The sequence below is a fragment of the Thermocoleostomius sinensis A174 genome, from assembly GCF_026802175.1.
Classification (GTDB): domain Bacteria; phylum Cyanobacteriota; class Cyanobacteriia; order Elainellales; family Elainellaceae; genus Thermocoleostomius; species Thermocoleostomius sinensis.
The window spans coordinates 2,612,649-2,629,404 of sequence record NZ_CP113797.1; the positions used below are offsets into that span (position 1 = coordinate 2,612,649).

Consider the following 16,756-nt stretch of genomic DNA (forward strand, 5'->3'; position numbering starts at 1 on the left):
TTGTTTAAGTGTTTAAGAGTTTTGATCAATGAAATCAATCAGCGCATCGTATTTAGGCGAACCGGGTTGCTCCAAATATTCCAGGGCACCCCAGCTTCCCCAACGTCCAGGTCTGGCGATATCCGAGAAGTGCATGAACAACGTACCACCCGCATCTTTCCAGCGGTTGAGCAGTTGGGTGTAGATATCGTACATTTCTGGCTGACGATTGAGATTCACGAAAAACTCGGTGATTTTCTCGTCTCCCGCTTGCACCAGATGTTGTCCTCCTTCATAGGCAACCAACCGCAATCCTTTATCTTGGGCCACCTGCTGGTGGTATTGAAACAGATCAGAGAGCCCTAGAAGGGTATCGTCCGTATTATTGTCGTCCAAAACACTGCCCTGCTTCAATTGAGTAAATGCTTTGCTGAAGCCGCCATCTGCTTCGTTCATCCAGGATGCGATCGTCGTTTTGTTCGCATCATCCGATAAGCGCCCACTAAAGTAGCCCGTGATGGCATAGGCATCAAAACCATGCTGGTAGCAAGGTCGATTGCCCTCGGCAGCCCACAAAGAGCAGTCTAAGGCACTGGTTTCTAGACCTTTCCACGCTGTTTGAGTCGATAAAATGGTGGCAACGCGATCGCGTTGATCGCCAAATACCTGCTTCCAAATATCCGACATTTGAGCCGATCGCATTCCATACCACTGCATATGGGCATCGCCCTTATCCTCTCCCCAACGAGATTTTCCCTGTTGCAAAGCATAGTGAGCTTGCTGGAATTGCCAATTCCAAACTTCATTAGAAAACTCAACGTAGGCCCGCAATCGGGGATCAAGGCAGGTTTTGACTTGGGTCGCAAAATTAGTAATGTACTCATCAGTGGACTGGTGGGGCATTGTAAACCAGGGATGCGCTCCCAAACGATTAGCCAACGCCAGCATGATTTCCAGAGGAACCCCTTTGCCACGGCTGTAGAAAGCATCATTGACCTTGGGGCGATCGGCCCACTCACCCTGCTCAGAATTATTAGTAGCCATCCAGTCCATGAAGCGGATGACTTTAAACTTTCTGATTTTGTCTAGAAAAACTGGGTTAAAGATATCCGTTTGAAAAGTCTGCTCGTAATCGATCGGCACAACGTGAATGTCGCGAATATAGTTTCCAGTTCTGTTGGGATCGGTGGCTGTAATTTGTAGCCAGATGCCTCGTCCAGAAGGAGTCACGTTGATAACATCGCGACCGGGTGCTGAAAGCGACTCGTCTTTTTCAGCATCATAACGATACTCGATTGTCCCCTCGCCTTGATAGAGCACAACATATTGTCCACCTGGATAGCGGCCGTCAATTTCGCGAAACAGCAGCGTTCCGACCCGCGTATATTCTGGTGGATCATTGGGCGCAGGTAATGACTTCACCCAGCCAAACTCATCGAGATCTAACTGTGCCGCTTCGTCAGTGGCCCACCCACCACTACAGCCTGGTTCATCAGAATCGCATTGAGTAATCCACGGTCTACCCGATTTAAATGCATCCAAAAAGGGCAGTTGTGTTGACCAGTCGGCAATACCCGATAGGTTGGTGCCCAATGCTAAATCATCCAGCGATAGGGAACTGACCGTTGCCGCCCTGGCTGAAGTACCTTCAAAGCAGTCGATGGTTGCCCCAAGTTGAGCAGAATTTTGAGAGTCAGACGGTCTAGACGAGAGCACAATGAAGCATAACGCCGCCCCAAACAGAGCCGCCAACCCCAGAAACTTGCTTCGAGTTCTGCCACTGAACAAATTGAGGATATTGAAAGCCATTGCCTTCCTCCATGTAGCAACTTGAGCGACAGTGACGTATTCGTTAAGCGTAGACTTTACGGTAATAGTCCTGGTATTCCTGTGACAGCAGCGGTTTCCACCACTCTTCGTGCGTCAGATACCACTGTACTGTGCGGCGCAATCCCTCTTCCACTGTGACAGAAGGAGTCCAGCCCAGTTCCGTGCGAATTTTAGTAGCGTCGATCGCATAGCGTCGATCGTGTCCGGGGCGATCCTTGACAAAGGTGATCAGGCTCTCTGCAGGGCGGACTGGCAAATCGGGGGCCAATTCGTCCATGAGGGTGCAAAGTTGTCGCACCAGGTCGATATTCTTCACCTCGTTGTTGCCACCAATGTTGTAGGTTTCGCCCGGCGTACCGCGATGAATCACCACATCAAGCGCACGACAATGATCGCCCACATAAAGCCAGTCACGCACATTCTGTCCATCTCCGTAAACCGGCAACGGTTTGCCTAACAAAATGTTGATACACATGAGGGGAATCAACTTTTCGGGGAAGTGATATGGCCCATAATTATTGGAACAATTGGTGATCAGCGTTGGTAACCCATAGGTGTGGTGATAAGCCCGCACCAAATGATCGCTACCCGCTTTAGAGGCGGAATAGGGACTGTTGGGGGCATAGGGCGTCGTTTCTGAGAAGGCTGGGTCAGTTGGTTCTAAGCTGCCATACACCTCATCAGTCGAGACATGGTGAAAGCGGTAGTGAGCCGGCTGATCGCTTGCCTGCCAATAGTGTCGAAATGCTTCTAGTAGTGTAAACGTCCCTACCACATTGGTACGCACAAACTCACCCGGGCCCAAAATCGATCGATCAACATGGGACTCGGCGGCAAAATGGGCAATGGTGTCAATCTGCTCTTCTTGCAGCAACCGATCGATCAGGGAACGATCACAAATATCGCCCTGAACGAACCGCAGATTAGCGCTGCCTTCTAGGGTCGCTAAGGTATTGCGGTTGCCAGCGTAGGTGAGCGCATCCAAGACAACAACGCGATCGCCTGGATAGTGCTGACACCAGTGATGGACAAAGTTGGAACCGATGAAGCCTGCCCCTCCAGTAATCAAAACTGTGCGGGGCGCTCTAGATAGCTCCTCCGACTGACTTGGGCTGTGCTTAACTTGCTCGTGCTCAGGGAATACCATAGGGTTTGTCAAAACAATAAAAATTGGTCAGTGCAGTTCGTCAGCATGCTACTTCGGTTGAAAGTCACTTGAAAGGCTTAAGCCAATTCAATTTGGCAATCATCGCCAATCATGAACCGTAGCGCTTTTGGTCGCTTAGGCGCTTCTTTTAGCTGTGCCCGTTGACCGATCAAGCTATCTACAACACGATGATGAATGCCTTCAACTTTTGCGCCTTGCAGCAATACGCTGTGCTCTAGATCAGTTTCAATCATCGTCACATCGTCAGCAATGCTGGTATAAGGCCCGACAAAGCAGTTTTCAATGTGGCAATTGTCACCAATGACCACAGGGCCTCGAATCGTCGAGTTAATAACTTTGGTTCCGGTACCTACTTGTACACGCCCAATGATTTTACTGTTGGCATCAATCTCACCATTGAGCGCTGGATGCAGGCAACAGTTATCCAGAATGACCCGATTAGCCTCTAATAAATCGTCCTTTTTACCCGTATCTAGCCACCAGCCGCGAATTTGTCGGGCTTCAACCGCTTTTTGTTGGTCAATTAGTGTTTGGATGGCATCGGTAATTTCCAATTCTCCTCGAGCAGAAGGTTGAATCGCAGCGATCGCATTGTGGATAGCGTTAGAGAAGATATACACTCCCACTAGGGCTAGGTTAGACGGCGGCACCTTAGGCTTTTCCACCAACCGCAGCAATCGTCCTTTTTCGTCTACTTCAGCCACCCCAAAAGCACTGGGATTTTCAACAGGGCAGAGCAGCGTCAGCGCATCAAGGTTATTGCTGTGGAAATGCTCTAGAAACAAGGTCAACTCGCTTTGCACTAAATTGTCTCCCAAATACATGACAAAGGGAGATTGTCCTAGGAATGGTTGAGCTACTTTAACAGCATGAGCCAGTCCGGCGGGCTGGTCTTGTCGAATGTAGGTGATGCTGGCTCCAAAGCGGCTGCCGTCTCCCGTTTTGGCTTTAACTTCTTCGCCTGTTTCTGGGCTGATGATAATCCCGATCTCTGTAATTCCCGCTTCTACGATCGCTTCAATGCCGTACCAGAGAATAGGTTTATTGGCGACTGGCACCAATTGTTTAGCTCCAGTATGCGTTAATGGACGCAGACGGGTTCCTTTACCGCCGGAGAGAATAATTGCTTTCATAGGTTTGTGTGTAAAGTTGAGTCAGCATTTGTCGTAAACCCTGCCGCCAATGAGGAGGAGGAGAGTTTAAGATAGCGGCAATCTTTTGCCAAGCCAAAGCAGAATAGGCAGGGCGTTGAGTCGGAGTGGGATACTCAGCCGTTGTAATCGGCACAACTCGCTGAAGTTTGAGCGGAAAGCCGATCGCCGCTGCTTCCTCAAAAATGGCAACCGCAAAGTCATACCAACTGGTGACGCCACTGTTTGTGAAATGGTAGATGCCGCTGGTCACTCGATCGGTTGTAGGATCTTCCGCCTCAATTGATAGCCAATGGGATGACAGGACGGTAATTGCTTTGGCGATATCAGCCGCCCACGTCGGGGTTCCCACCTGATCGGACACAACGCGCACCTCCTCTCGATCGCTCCCTAAGCGCAGCATGGTCTTAACAAAATTGCTTTTTCCTAGCGCGCCATAGACCCAGGCGGTACGCAGAATCACATACCGAAACTCCGGAACGGTTGCATGAACTTGTTGAATTCCCTGCTCACCCAATAGCTTAGACTTTCCATAAGCGCCAATCGGGTTTGGACGATCGGTTTCGGTATAGGGTGTATTCTTACTGCCATCAAACACATAGTCTGTGGAGATGTGAATTAGGGCTGCGCCCATTTGGGCCGCTTCTTCGGCCATGACCGTTGGGGCATCGCTATTGATTACTGTCGCTAGCTCTGGTTCTGATTCAGCCCGATCGACGGCTGTATAAGCCGCTGCATTAATGATGAGATGAGGGCATGTTTTTTGAATTGTTTCGCGTACCCGATCAAGCTGCGTCAAATCCAACGATTCACGAGGAATTGGAATCACTTGAGCGATCGAGGACAGCGTTGATTGCAGTTCTTGCCCGACCTGCCCACCACTCCCAATTAGTAGCACCGTTTTCATAGGTATACCTCAGCAGCTTTGAAAGGCGTTCCAACTTGGTCTTTGGTAGAAACAATCGGTTCAGCACTCAAGGGCCAGTCGATTGCCAAGTCTGGATCATTCCAGAGAATCGTGCGCTCATAGGCAGGAGCATAATAGTCCGTTGTTTTGTACAGCACTTCCGTTCCTTCTTCCAAGGCTAGAAAGCCGTGGGCAAAACCTGCTGGAACCCAGAGTTCGAGCTTGTTTGCAGCCGACAGTTCACAACTGACCCACTGACCAAAGGTCGGCGAGTTTTTGCGAATATCCACTGCCACATCAAAGATAGAACCTGCAATAACACGGACAAGTTTGCCTTGAGCTTGTTGGATTTGATAGTGCAACCCACGTAATACATTCTTGACTGAGCGGGAATGATTATCCTGAACAAATCGAACTTCTAGACCTGTTTTGTCAATGAACGTTTTTTCATTGAAGCTTTCCAAGAAAAAGCCACGATCATCGCCAAAAACCCGTGGTTCAATCATTAAAACCTCAGGAATTTCAGTTGGAATTACTTGCATCAGCAACTCTCATCTATTACCAACAACACTTGAAACTTAAACTCCTTCGGTACCCATTTGTAAAGGTTTACCAGCCAGCCGAGCCAACTACTTAACTTCTTGGGAACGCTTAACCCATTCAATGAATAACCAATTAATGAGGTATTCATTGTGATTGCAATCGCAACTCTACTGTTTCATAAGACTAAATTGAGCGAAATTGAGTGAACAGGAAACCCATAAAATTATCTAGAATCTACTAGTTCGTTGATTGTTAGTATTGTGAGGGTCTCAGTAGGTCTCAAATATCGTAGCGAATTGAGCAATTGAATCGTAATAGTTGAGTTTTCCCTTCACCTTCTCTTTATGATTATTTTCCCCTCGTTATAGAGGGGATAAAGGTTTAGTTGTGACAAAAATCAGCATTGGCTGACAACAGAAAATTACGCGAATTTACAGAGCAAAAGCAACAATACCTTCACTTTTGCCGCCCCATTTCTAGAGATACAGTTGTATGCTGCAACTCTATCCGGTTTCAGGTTTTATTCACCTGAGATTGGCTTAAACCGAATTATCCTTTGCTGTGTAAGAGCTAGTTCTGTGAACTTGAAGACTTAACTGGATCGCGAGCAGTACGAATCCATTCTGTTTGCGGACGAACGAGAAAAGCAAAATATAGTGGAATTTTCCATAGCAGGTAGAGTGGGGCAGCTAAGAGCGCCTGTGCTGGTAATTCTGTCCGTCCAAACCCAAGCCATGCCATCAGGATAGCTGTGATAATTAATCCACCTTCGATCGCCATTAGTAGCCCCGGCAACCAAGATAGCCCTACAAGCCCTATTAAGAGAGAAAGCCCTGTCATCACCATCCAAAGCAACACTAATAGTGACAGAGGGGGTATGGACAGATCAAACGCAATAGCAAACAAATCGAAGCGCCGTTGGCTGAGGGCGGCTTGCAGCAGTTTAGGGACTTGCGTCAGAATTGTTTGCAGATGCCCATGTTCCCAGCGGGTGCGTTGCTTTTTAGCCGCCTGGTCTTGTTGGGGCAGTAGTCCAGTCACACGGGTGTGATCGCAAAACATTGGAGGATAGCCAGCGATCGCCAAATCAACGCCAAGCTGCATGTCTTCGACAATATTGCCACTAGCCAGCTTTGCCGATTGAATGACAGTCCAGGGAAAAGCCATACCCGTTCCCGTCAAACTACAGGGAATCTGAAGCCGAGCTAACCCTCGAGGACGCACCCAATTTTTCACCAAGAATGCCAATGCCGAGACGGCATCTCTTGGTTTTGGCTGAATAGGCTGTTCCATCAGGTAAATAGCTTGAACAGGACGACCCGTTTTGGCCGCTTGCTCAACAATTCGCGGCAAGGTTCCTGGTTGCAGAATACAGTCAGCATCAACTACTACCACCACCTCAGGAACCTCACCATTGGGTTGATTCGCCAAAAATCGGACTCCAAAGTCCAAGGCATATCCCTTGCCGCGACGGGTCGCATCTTGTCGTTCAATCACTGTGACGCCGAGTGATCGAGCCATGTTGGCTGTTTCGTCGGTGCAGTTGTCAGCAATAACCACCAGTTGATGGCAATCGGATAGCTGGGGAGCCAGGTCTTCTAAAACTCGTTGAATGCCACTCGCTTCATTGTGGGCTGGAATTAAGATTGCTGTCTTAATTGGGGAGGAATAAGCCGATTTAGTGACGGTATGTGTAGGGAAAAAGGCTGCAACGCATTCGAGCCAAAAGACGGTAATGGGAATAGCCAGTAACGCTGCAAGTGCCAGCAGTATCCAGATCAATACAGATAAAATCATGGCGGATGAATCGCGGTCGCCGATCGGACATCTATTTAAGCTTTGTCTAGTTCAATCTAACATTCTCTGGGTTTGGGCTTAATGTAGTTCAGTCTACGCAACATGAAAACTTCGCAAAGTGGTTGTAGGAACCGTACGAAAAGCGTGTTGATGCAGTCAAACTAGTAGAAGTTCCCTAAAAACCCATAAAAAAAGACCCAGCAGCCCCCCTGCTAGGTCAATTCCATGAACGTCACTTATCTTGTACTTAATGTATCGAGCTAGCCCCGCTTCCAGCCTCGTCTATTTGGTTCGCCTGAATGGGTGATTCAAGAAAAAATCGTATTAGTGGGGAAGGGGGAAATGGTGATGGGTGATGACTTTAGATGTCACTATTCCCCATTCTCCCTAAAATTCACCTCCCCACATAGTCCTGAATTGCTTTTACATCGAGCGGTTGAGACTGAAGCGATCGAATCGCAGCCGCAGTAGCTTTGGCAGCAGCAATCGTCGTAACGATCGGCACCTTGTAGGCTAGGGCATTGCGACGAATATAGCGATCGTCGATTTGGGCAGCGGCCCCGATCGGGGTATTGATAATTAACTGAATTTGCTCATTCTTGATTGAATCCACCACATTGGGGCGACCTTCGTGCATTTTCAGCACCAGTTCCACATCGGCTAGCCCATGTTCTTGCAGAAGCTTGCGCGTACCAGCGGTAGCAACGACTTTGAAGCCTAACTCCATCAGATCTTTGACAACCGGAATGACAGCCGCCTTATCGCGATCGTTAATTGAGACAAACACAGTTCCTTTGGAGGGTAGCAACTGAGAAGCGCCCAGTTCAGCTTTGGCAAAGGCTTTCCCAAAATCGGTGTCGATGCCCATGACTTCGCCCGTCGATCGCATTTCTGGACCCAGAATGATGTCGCTGCCGGGGAATTTGGAGAAAGGCAGCACAGCCTCCTTAACAGCAATGTGGCTAGGGATGATCTCTTGGGCAAAGCCGAGCGATTTCAGGGTTTCACCCGCCATGACACGCACGGCCATTTTGGCCAGAGGCACGCCGATCGCCTTGGAGACAAACGGCACAGTACGCGAAGCGCGGGGATTGGCTTCCAGAATATATACTTGGTCGCCTTGTACAGCATACTGGATGTTCATCAAGCCGACCACATTCAGCGCTTTGGCCAGTTTGACTGTCCACGATCGAATCGTTTCCAGCGCCACCTCAGATAAGGAGATAGTGGGAATTGAACAGGCCGAATCACCAGAGTGAATTCCCGCTTGCTCAATATGTTCCATGATGCCACCAATTACTACTGTACCCGTCTGGTCAGCAATCGCGTCTACGTCTACCTCGATCGCATTTTCTAGGTACTTGTCAATCAAAATTGGGTGATCGGGTTCCACCTGCACCGCATAGGTCATGTAGCGCTCTAGATCGGCGTCGGAATAGACGATTTCCATTGCGCGTCCCCCCAACACATAACTGGGGCGCACCACCACGGGATAGTCGATGCGTTTAGATACCTGCAACGCTTCATCGTAGCTGCGGGCAATTCCATTGGGCGGTTGGCGGATGTCGAGTTCGCGCAGAATTTTTTCAAATCGCTCTCGGTCTTCAGCCGTGTCGATCGAATCGGGCGACGTACCCCAAATTTTAGTTGGCACATCGGGATTCTGGCTGAGAAACTCTTGCAGCGGCACTGCCAACTTTAGCGGCGTTTGTCCACCAAATTGAATAATTACGCCTTCGGGATGCTCGGTTTCTACGATGTTCAACACATCTTCTTTCGTCAGCGGTTCAAAGTAGAGCCGATCGCTGGTGTCATAGTCGGTAGAGACCGTTTCGGGGTTGGAGTTAACCATAATCGTTTCGAACCCATCTTGCCGCAGCGCAAACGACGCATGACAACAGCAATAGTCAAACTCAATACCTTGCCCAATGCGGTTGGGGCCACCGCCCAAGATCATGACCTTGCGGCGATTGGACGATAACACCTCGGATTCAACCGCCGCTGTTTCCTGTCCTTCTTCAATGGAACTGTATTCCGACTCATACGTGGAATAGTAATAGGGCGTCAAGGCTTCAAACTCAGCAGCACAGGTATCGACGGTTTTATATACAGGGATAATCCCGAGAGATTTGCGATAGGCTCGCACCGCATCTTCGGTGGTTTTGGTCGCATAGGCAATTTGGCGATCGCTGAAGCCTTGCTGTTTAATGGCGTATAGCTGCTCCCGCGTCAGGTTTTTTAGCGGTGTTTTCTTCAAAAACTTTTCGGTTTCCAGCAGTTCCCGCAATTTGTCTAAAAACCAGGGATCGATCGCCGTCAGTTCATAGATTTCGTCATTGGTCATACCCATCTGCATCGCATGGCGCACTGTGAAAATCCGCTCTGGGTTAGGAGTGCGCAGTCCGGCCCGCAGTTGTTCTAAGCTCGGCACTTTCTCGGCGCGATCGCAGCCCCAGCCAGCACGACCTGTTTCCAGCGATCGCAGCGCTTTTTGAAACGATTCTTGGAAGGTGCGGCCGATGGCCATGGCTTCGCCCACCGATTTCATCTGCGTAGTGAGCACGGGCTGGGAACCGGGGAATTTCTCGAAGGCAAAGCGCGGAATTTTGGTGACAACATAATCGATCGTCGGTTCAAAACTCGCCGGAGTTTTCTTGGTAATGTCGTTAGGAATTTCGTCCAATGTATAGCCCACCGCCAGCTTGGCCGCCATCTTAGCAATCGGGAAGCCTGTAGCTTTTGAGGCCAGCGCCGAACTGCGCGAGACACGCGGGTTCATCTCGATCACAATTACTTCGCCTGTTTCGGGGTTGACCGCAAACTGAATATTAGAACCGCCCGTTTCTACGCCGATTTCGCGAATAATTTTGATCGAAGCATCGCGCAGGCGTTGATATTCTTTGTCGGTCAGGGTTTGTGCTGGCGCGACTGTGATTGAGTCGCCCGTGTGCACCCCCATTGGGTCAAGGTTTTCGATCGAGCAAATAATGACCACGTTATCCGCCAGATCGCGCATCACCTCTAGCTCATATTCCTTCCAGCCCAGCAATGATTTTTCAATCAAAATTTGTGACACGGGGCTAGCATCTAACCCAGACTGTGAAATTTCTTCAAATTCTTCTTGGTTATAGGCAATACCGCCGCCAGTTCCCCCCAAGGTAAACGCGGGACGGATGATTAGAGGATAGGAGCCAATTTGCTGAGCGATTGCTTTAGCTTCGGCCATACTGGTTGCCAAGCCCGAGGGACAGACGCCCACACCAATCCGTTCCATTGCCTCTTTAAACAGCTTGCGATCTTCCGCCATTTCGATCGCTGGCAGTTTGGCACCAATTAGCTCGACCCCATACCGCTCAAGGACACCAGTCTTTGCCAGCGTCACCGCCAAGTTTAGCGCCGTTTGACCACCCATCGTTGGTAACAGCGCATTGGGGCGCTCGGACTCAATAATTTTTTCAACTAGTTCTGGCGTCAGAGGTTCAATGTAGGTGCGATCGGCGGTTTCTGGATCGGTCATGATCGTGGCAGGGTTGGAGTTCACCAACACCACTTCATATCCCTCTTCGCGCAGGGCTTTACACGCTTGAGTGCCAGAATAGTCAAACTCACAGGCTTGCCCAATGACGATCGGGCCAGAACCAATTAGTAAAATTTTGTGAATATCGGTGCGACGAGGCATAGGGTCAAAGCCAATGTCAGGGTCTAAATCCAACTTATTTTAGAGGGTATTTTGTCGATCGTTCTGAATCGCCTGATTCAAGTTTGTGACGAATCCTCTGCGAAGATAGAGAATTTTGCCCTCAGCACCGCCTCTCTGTATCGCCTTCAGTATTGCCTCGCCTTTGCGGGTTGAGGATGCTTTGCTTCGCGCCTCAGCAAGTTCGCTATAGTGGTACCGATCGCCTCGTGGCAATGGGAAAGCCTATTAGAATTAATTATTAGCACGCGAACCATAACGATGCTTACCATTCCACTTACAAGCGTTTTTACAATAGCTACTCTCACATAAACGCTATGTGCGGCTTTTCTAAAGTGCCATGTCGAGTCTGCGCAGTCGCACAGTGTGTCCTATATAAATTAATCTTTAATTATTCCAATGAGTTCTACGTTGTCCAACCACGAGTCTTTTAATCATCACAGTTCACACTGGCAGGCTAAAGCTCCTCAAAGCATTGGCTACCGCATCAAGCTCTTATCCCAACTGTTGACTCGTCAGTTTCAAGACACCCTAGAACCCCACGGACTCACACCGTTTCACTGGGTGGTGCTGTGCTGCTTATGGGAACAAGACGGTTTAGCAACTTCTGATATTGGCGATCGGCTATGTCAAGTGGGCGGTACCCTCACCGGGGTGATCGATCGCATGGAAGAACGGGGATTAGTCCGGCGAGAAAGAGACCAACGCGATCGACGAATTTGGCGAATTTGGCTCACCGAAGCAGGACGCAGCCTGGAAGAGATTTTGCCACCCCTAGCATTGAACCTGTGCGATCGAACCTTACAAGGTTTATCTAGCGAAGAACGACAGCAGTTATCCCACTATATTGATGTGATGATTGCCAACCTATCTTGAGAGAACGGACAAATGGTAAAGCAGCCAATTTCAGCAGAATCAATTTCAGCACCGCTTGGTCAAACGATCTATCCAGAACTTCGCTACATCCCAATCCCCCTTTCGGCGGCGCTGCCACTGGCAAATCGCCCTAGCGATTCTGGCTATCGGTGACAACATAGACCTTTTATGCGGGGTCACAGCGAATTTCAACAAGAAATCCATCGGGGTCATAAAAGTAAATGCCGCGCCCGGTGGGGCGAGTCACTGGACCATGATCAATTGTCACTTGATGATGGTTCAAAACCTCGACAGCATGATCAAACAAGTCTGGAGCAATATCAAAGGCAAGATGACCTGCACGGGTAAATTCACGGGTAGGGTTTGGATCGGGAGGTGTTAAGTTGGGTTTCCAGAAGAGATCAATCACAGTGCCATCAGGAGTGACAAAGTTGGCGGCTTCACCTGCTTCAAATAAAGTTTTCAGCGTTTCTGGTACTTCATCGCCTTGCAGTTCTCGCAAACCCAAAATGCTGCCATAGAAATGTCGAGACGCCTGCATATCTCGCACATTTAGCGCAATGTGATGTACCCGCCGCAGCATGGTTGGCAATAGGGCGGGAAAACTGGGTTGAGAGGTCGATTGCGACAGGTGAGACATTGGGCAGAGGTGGATTATAAATTTTTACCAAATCTTAACCAAATCTTACGGACGTGAAACGATTTGGAGAACAATCATTAACCTCACGTTAATCTAGAAACGGTGCATCTGCTGGTTAAGCCAGATTTTTTAAGTCGGTGAATTGGTGTTGATTAAAGGATAGTGAACGGTAGGGCAACTTATGCGAGCAATTCTATCAAGTATCCGAGCAGCTTTTTCCAATGTCTACAGCGGTTGGATTTTATGGAATTTGTTTCTTGCCTTCATTCCCCTGGCGCTCAGCTTTTGGCTCTATCGACAAAAAACGGAATCGCGATCGTTGCTGTGGTGGCTTGGTTTTTTGGTTTATGCAGCATTTTTGCCCAATGCACCCTATGTCCTCACCGATATCATTCACCTAATTCGCGGTACTCCCTATGTGTCAACCTGGTTGATTGCATTAGTCTTTTTACCGATTCATGCCTTTGCCATTCTGCTTGGCTTTGAAGCCTATGTGGTTGCACTAATTAATCAAGGCTACTACTTGAAGCAACAGGGAGCCAAACAGTTTATTCTACCTGCTGAGTTATTGACCCATGTCCTCTGTGCCATCGGCATTTACATGGGGCGCTTTCGGCGGTTTAATAGCTGGGATTTGGTGACTGATCCGGATAATGTGCTGATTACAACACTGGATGATTTAACCAGCAAATGGCCTTTAGCTGTCATCGTTACCACCTTTGTGATTCTCACCGTCCTGTACTGGCTTCTGAAGCAGATTACCCTTGGATTGGTGTTGCGGGTACAGTATGCTCGCCTGGGCAAAGATGTGTTGGATGAAATTTAGCCATCAACCGATCGATCGCTACATCTAGGAGGGCTGTCCCTTGTTCGACAGTCTCGATCGCTGTCAGGTGAGTGCGCAACTCAGCGGCTCCATCAAAGTCCTTGACATACCAGGTCATGTGCTTGCGGGCTTGGCGAATACCGCGAGCGCCTTTATAGTCCCACAGCATGATTAAATGTTCGCGGGCACACTGAAGCCGTTGAATTGGTGTCGCTGGTGAGGGGGACTCTCCTGTTTTTAGAAATCGATCGATTTCACCGACCAAAAACGGGTAGCCCAACGTGCCGCGTGAACACATTACCCCATCAGCACGGGTCAGTTCTAAACAGCGGATGGCCGACTCCACCGACACAATATCACCATTGGCAATCACTGGAATTGACAACGCCGCCTTAACGCGAGCAATCCACTCCCAGCGGGCTGCCCCAGTATAGCCTTGTGCCCGTGTGCGACCGTGCAACGTCAGCATTTGTGCCCCAGCCGCTTCCATGCGTTGGGCAAATTCTATAGCGTTAATTTCCTCATCTGACCAGCCAATGCGAGTTTTCACGGTGACTGGAATCTGAACGGCTGCCACAACCGATCGCACAATTTCTTCAGCTAATTCGGGTTGCCGCAGCAGGGAAGACCCCCCACCTTTGCGCGTAATTTTGTTCACCGGACAGCCCATGTTAAGGTCGATTGTATCGGCTCCTTCGGCTTCGGCTTTCTGGGCTGCTTCGGCTAAAAAGTCGGGACGACAATCAAATAACTGAATGCTAATCGGCCGCTCGTTTGGATCAATTTCCATAATTGACGGGCGTGGCGATCGATAGTGCAATTCTCCGGCATGAACCATTTCGGTGTACATCATCGAATCGGGGGCATAGCGGCGCACTAAGCGACGAAATACCAAATCTGTTACACCAGAAAGCGGCGATTGCAGCACCCGACTGTTGATCCTGAGGTTGCCAATGTGCAACGGGGTAGACCAAAGCGCTTGTAAGGAGGAAGAAAGCGTCACCATAAACGAACCGTTATCATCTGGGATATAGAATCGATCGCTTTTTGATTCTACGCAATTAGAGGGTTTTCATCTCCCCAGTCCCTTATCCACTCATCTCCCGTTCGGCTAACGCTCACGGCGAAGCCCATCTCCCATTCCCGATTACCCATTGCCCAACTCCACCAACCGCTCCTGCAACAACATTATGCACAAACCGATACTGCCCCCCAATGCGCTGGAGAAGGAGCCGTTCTGTGCAATAGTTGAGGAAGCGGGCATCGTTCCAGGGGATGGAGCGATCGTGCCAGAGGACAAGACGTATGCAGCATGGTTTGGATGTCGGCATCCAACAACCCAGACTGGGAAGCGGCATGATTTTGCGACTACATGCCTCTAGCATTGCGGAAGCTGGTTCATGGTCACGCTTGCTGCCCACTGGCAATCCGGGAGAAGTGATCAGTACGTTGTTGTGGTATCGATCGACTCGGTGAGTTTGGGAATTGGGGGTTGGAGACTAGGGTGTAGAGGGAGAGGTCTGAGGTTTTGGATGATTCTAATAATCGCGTTTAGAGTGTGAATGTTGTGCCTCTGAGGGGGAAGCTTGGAGTTGAGAGAGCGATCGCCCCTTCAAAAGATAAACCCCAACTGTACGTCCCACTCACTGTCGTGACGCACGATCGCAATTTCACGAATGAATTCACGAAAATAGAAGCGCCGCTCGGTTTCTGATAGATCTAACCAGAATTGGGGAATGGAAACGACCTGAGCGATCGTTTTCAAGTTCACAGGCGGCAGTTGCGCCAGTTGAGTTTGCAGAGCGGCCATTTCGGTACGAAGTTTGTACGATCGCAACTCGGCAGTATCAGGATCGAGAATTCCAGTTGTCACCAAATCCGGGAGTTGGTCTAGAATTGCTTGCTTGGCGCTGAGTTGGGCTGTTAAACCTTGTTTGATTCGATCGATATCCGGTAGCGCTGCCGCGGATACGGCAGGCGGCAGGTCTTGACAAATGCATTGGATCGTGCGCTTCAACACCTGATCATAGGGAATCGATCGACACTTGGGCTGACGTAAACAGGCCGTCGGCGTTAGGTAGAGATACTCTTTGCCCGGTTGGCTACTCCGTCGGGCAGCAACACGACTGACTTTCATAGACGATTGGCACGCGCCACATTTGACTAATCCCGATAGCGAACGAGGGGCGCTGGCCGTGCGGGGAGGCATCCGTCGATTTCGTCGCAACAATCGATCGACTTGGGCAGCTTCGTCGCGCGAAATGATCGCCGCATGGGTATTTTGCACCACATCGCCGGTTTGGTACACCAAATCCCCTCGATACACTGGGCTAGTGAGCCATCGTTTACCCGTAGATGCCGAGATTTTCTTGTTGTACTTTTTCTGTAAAAACCGCACACTTCCCCGTAATGAGCCATAGAGCAAAAAATGTTCGACAAACTCTTTGACGATAGGGGCGGTGGTGCGATCGATCGTATACCGCTCTTTACCACGTTTGTAGCCATAGGGCGCTTTACCGGGTGGAGGCAGTGCTTTGATGCGATTGCGGGCATGACCTTGGCGCAGGCGACGACGCTGTTGACTCGTTTGAATGTTTGCTAGCAAGTAGAACAAGTCCGATCGCTGGATTGAGTGATCCCCGGCTCCGATGGTTTCATCTAAGGCAATCAGATTAATGTTAAGACGCTCTAACGTTGCTAAGCAGTCACTCACGGCTTGAATCGAATCGCCCAGTTCTTCTAAGCGTCGCACCACCAAGTAAGCCACCGTTTCGGTTTCACAATCGTTCAACAATTGCTGTAACTGCTGACGACTGCCAAGGTCTTGATAAATCCGATCGATCGATCGATTGACTCCCTCCCAGATTGATACATCCGGTACAGACTCTAGCCACGGATCGGAGTATGAATAAGCAAATGTCTGTCCATTAGCAGTAGACACCTGTTCAGCAGTAGACATAAGTGGTCTGAGGTTGTAGGCAACACGGTACAGTATTGATGATGCGAATTTGAAACAATTTATTAGCAATGACTTGCGGGTGTCTAAGGTTTGCGCGGTTCTGATTCAACACCAGTCGGCGCTTAATGACTCTTCACGTCAGCATTGAAAAAATGTAGCAATCCATACAAAACCATGACTGAAAACCTGAAATCCTTACAAAACCGTGCACCGCGCTTCATCATTCATGTTCGAGTTTACAAAGATTCCGCTGTCAGGTTGTTTAGTTAAGACTTGCTTTTGCTGAACTCCAAACCGCTAAGGTTAGATCCAACTGAAGTTTGTTTAGCCTCGTTGTCTCGTTGTTGGCGCAATTGCTTCGATTCGTCCCAATTCTATAGATT

14 protein-coding genes are annotated in these 16,756 nt (G+C 49.3%); 4 read left to right on the forward strand and 10 right to left on the reverse strand.

From position 1 onward, the window contains the following. Positions 1–12 precede the first annotated feature (12 nt). The 7 genes from OXH18_RS11260 to carB form a co-directional block, all read right to left on the reverse strand. Positions 13–1,788: a hypothetical protein gene (locus tag OXH18_RS11260; RefSeq protein WP_268612878.1), complete on the reverse strand. Its 1,776-nt coding sequence runs from the start codon at positions 1,786–1,788 to the stop codon at positions 13–15. A 43-nt stretch (positions 1,789–1,831) separates the two neighbouring features. Then, positions 1,832–2,956 carry a dTDP-glucose 4,6-dehydratase gene (rfbB, locus tag OXH18_RS11265; protein WP_268612879.1) on the reverse strand — a complete coding sequence of 375 codons (1,125 nt, stop codon included), beginning with the start codon at positions 2,954–2,956 and terminating at the stop codon, positions 1,832–1,834. A 77-nt stretch (positions 2,957–3,033) separates the two neighbouring features. After that, positions 3,034–4,110: a glucose-1-phosphate thymidylyltransferase gene (locus OXH18_RS11270; RefSeq protein WP_268612880.1), complete on the reverse strand. Its 1,077-nt coding sequence runs from the start codon at positions 4,108–4,110 to the stop codon at positions 3,034–3,036. Further along, complete coding sequence (gene rfbD / locus OXH18_RS11275; RefSeq protein WP_268612881.1) at positions 4,082–5,035, reverse strand: dTDP-4-dehydrorhamnose reductase; 954 nt, start codon at positions 5,033–5,035, stop codon at positions 4,082–4,084. Before rfbD ends, OXH18_RS11270 begins: the two co-directional genes overlap by 29 nt. Beyond that, a complete protein-coding gene (gene rfbC / locus OXH18_RS11280) occupies positions 5,032–5,577 on the reverse strand; it encodes a dTDP-4-dehydrorhamnose 3,5-epimerase (protein WP_268612882.1) in 546 nt (181 codons plus the stop codon). Before rfbC ends, rfbD begins: the two co-directional genes overlap by 4 nt. Before the next feature lie 571 nt (positions 5,578–6,148). After that, positions 6,149–7,375, reverse strand: a complete 1,227-nt coding sequence (locus tag OXH18_RS11285; protein WP_268612883.1) for a glycosyltransferase family 2 protein — start codon at positions 7,373–7,375, stop codon at positions 6,149–6,151. Positions 7,376–7,769: 394 nt separating this feature from the next. Then, the gene (gene carB, locus OXH18_RS11290; RefSeq protein ID WP_268612884.1) at positions 7,770–11,054 is read right to left on the reverse strand and encodes a carbamoyl-phosphate synthase large subunit; all 3,285 of its coding nucleotides are present in this window, start codon (positions 11,052–11,054) and stop codon (positions 7,770–7,772) included. Positions 11,055–11,471: 417 nt separating this feature from the next. On the opposite strand from carB, the gene OXH18_RS11295 reads away from it, so the two are divergent. Both OXH18_RS11295 and OXH18_RS11300 read left to right on the forward strand, forming a co-directional pair. Further along, entirely contained in the window at positions 11,472–11,948 is a 477-nt protein-coding gene (locus OXH18_RS11295; protein WP_268612885.1) for a MarR family winged helix-turn-helix transcriptional regulator, read from the forward strand. A gap of 12 nt (positions 11,949–11,960) precedes the next feature. Then, positions 11,961–12,101, forward strand: a complete 141-nt coding sequence (locus OXH18_RS11300) for a hypothetical protein (protein ID WP_268612886.1) — start codon at positions 11,961–11,963, stop codon at positions 12,099–12,101. A 13-nt stretch (positions 12,102–12,114) separates the two neighbouring features. Here OXH18_RS11300 and OXH18_RS11305 read toward each other — a convergent pair whose 3' ends face one another. After that, a complete protein-coding gene (locus OXH18_RS11305; RefSeq protein WP_268612887.1) occupies positions 12,115–12,588 on the reverse strand; it encodes a VOC family protein in 474 nt (157 codons plus the stop codon). A 181-nt stretch (positions 12,589–12,769) separates the two neighbouring features. On the opposite strand from OXH18_RS11305, the gene OXH18_RS11310 reads away from it, so the two are divergent. Beyond that, complete coding sequence (locus tag OXH18_RS11310; RefSeq protein ID WP_268612888.1) at positions 12,770–13,414, forward strand: DUF1361 domain-containing protein; 645 nt, start codon at positions 12,770–12,772, stop codon at positions 13,412–13,414. On the opposite strand, the gene dusB is transcribed toward OXH18_RS11310, so the two are convergent. Next, entirely contained in the window at positions 13,347–14,420 is a 1,074-nt protein-coding gene (dusB, locus tag OXH18_RS11315) for a tRNA dihydrouridine synthase DusB (protein WP_268612889.1), read from the reverse strand. The two genes, OXH18_RS11310 and dusB, sit on opposite strands and share 68 nt — an antisense overlap. A gap of 299 nt (positions 14,421–14,719) precedes the next feature. Here dusB and OXH18_RS11320 point away from each other — a divergent pair, with 299 nt between their 5' ends. Continuing rightward, positions 14,720–14,890, forward strand: coding sequence for a hypothetical protein (locus OXH18_RS11320; RefSeq protein ID WP_268612890.1), 171 nt, complete (start codon positions 14,720–14,722; stop codon positions 14,888–14,890). 136 nt (positions 14,891–15,026) lie between these two features. On the opposite strand, the gene OXH18_RS11325 is transcribed toward OXH18_RS11320, so the two are convergent. After that, positions 15,027–16,373, reverse strand: a complete 1,347-nt coding sequence (locus OXH18_RS11325; RefSeq protein WP_268612891.1) for a recombinase family protein — start codon at positions 16,371–16,373, stop codon at positions 15,027–15,029. Positions 16,374–16,756: the final 383 nt, after the last annotated feature.

Coding starts and splice junctions, on each gene's coding strand:
- rfbC (WP_268612882.1), bottom strand. CDS start 5,577: ATGCAAGTAATTCCAACTGAAATTCCTGAGGTTTTAATGATTGAACCA.
- OXH18_RS11295 (WP_268612885.1), top strand. CDS start 11,472: ATGAGTTCTACGTTGTCCAACCACGAGTCTTTTAATCATCACAGTTCA.
- OXH18_RS11270 (WP_268612880.1), bottom strand. CDS start 4,110: ATGAAAGCAATTATTCTCTCCGGCGGTAAAGGAACCCGTCTGCGTCCA.
- OXH18_RS11260 (WP_268612878.1), bottom strand. CDS start 1,788: ATGGCTTTCAATATCCTCAATTTGTTCAGTGGCAGAACTCGAAGCAAG.
- OXH18_RS11305 (WP_268612887.1), bottom strand. CDS start 12,588: ATGTCTCACCTGTCGCAATCGACCTCTCAACCCAGTTTTCCCGCCCTA.
- OXH18_RS11300 (WP_268612886.1), top strand. CDS start 11,961: ATGGTAAAGCAGCCAATTTCAGCAGAATCAATTTCAGCACCGCTTGGT.
- OXH18_RS11325 (WP_268612891.1), bottom strand. CDS start 16,373: ATGTCTACTGCTGAACAGGTGTCTACTGCTAATGGACAGACATTTGCT.
- rfbD (WP_268612881.1), bottom strand. CDS start 5,035: ATGAAAACGGTGCTACTAATTGGGAGTGGTGGGCAGGTCGGGCAAGAA.
- carB (WP_268612884.1), bottom strand. CDS start 11,054: ATGCCTCGTCGCACCGATATTCACAAAATTTTACTAATTGGTTCTGGC.
- OXH18_RS11310 (WP_268612888.1), top strand. CDS start 12,770: ATGCGAGCAATTCTATCAAGTATCCGAGCAGCTTTTTCCAATGTCTAC.
- rfbB (WP_268612879.1), bottom strand. CDS start 2,956: ATGGTATTCCCTGAGCACGAGCAAGTTAAGCACAGCCCAAGTCAGTCG.
- dusB (WP_268612889.1), bottom strand. CDS start 14,420: ATGGTGACGCTTTCTTCCTCCTTACAAGCGCTTTGGTCTACCCCGTTG.
- OXH18_RS11285 (WP_268612883.1), bottom strand. CDS start 7,375: ATGATTTTATCTGTATTGATCTGGATACTGCTGGCACTTGCAGCGTTA.
- OXH18_RS11320 (WP_268612890.1), top strand. CDS start 14,720: ATGCAGCATGGTTTGGATGTCGGCATCCAACAACCCAGACTGGGAAGC.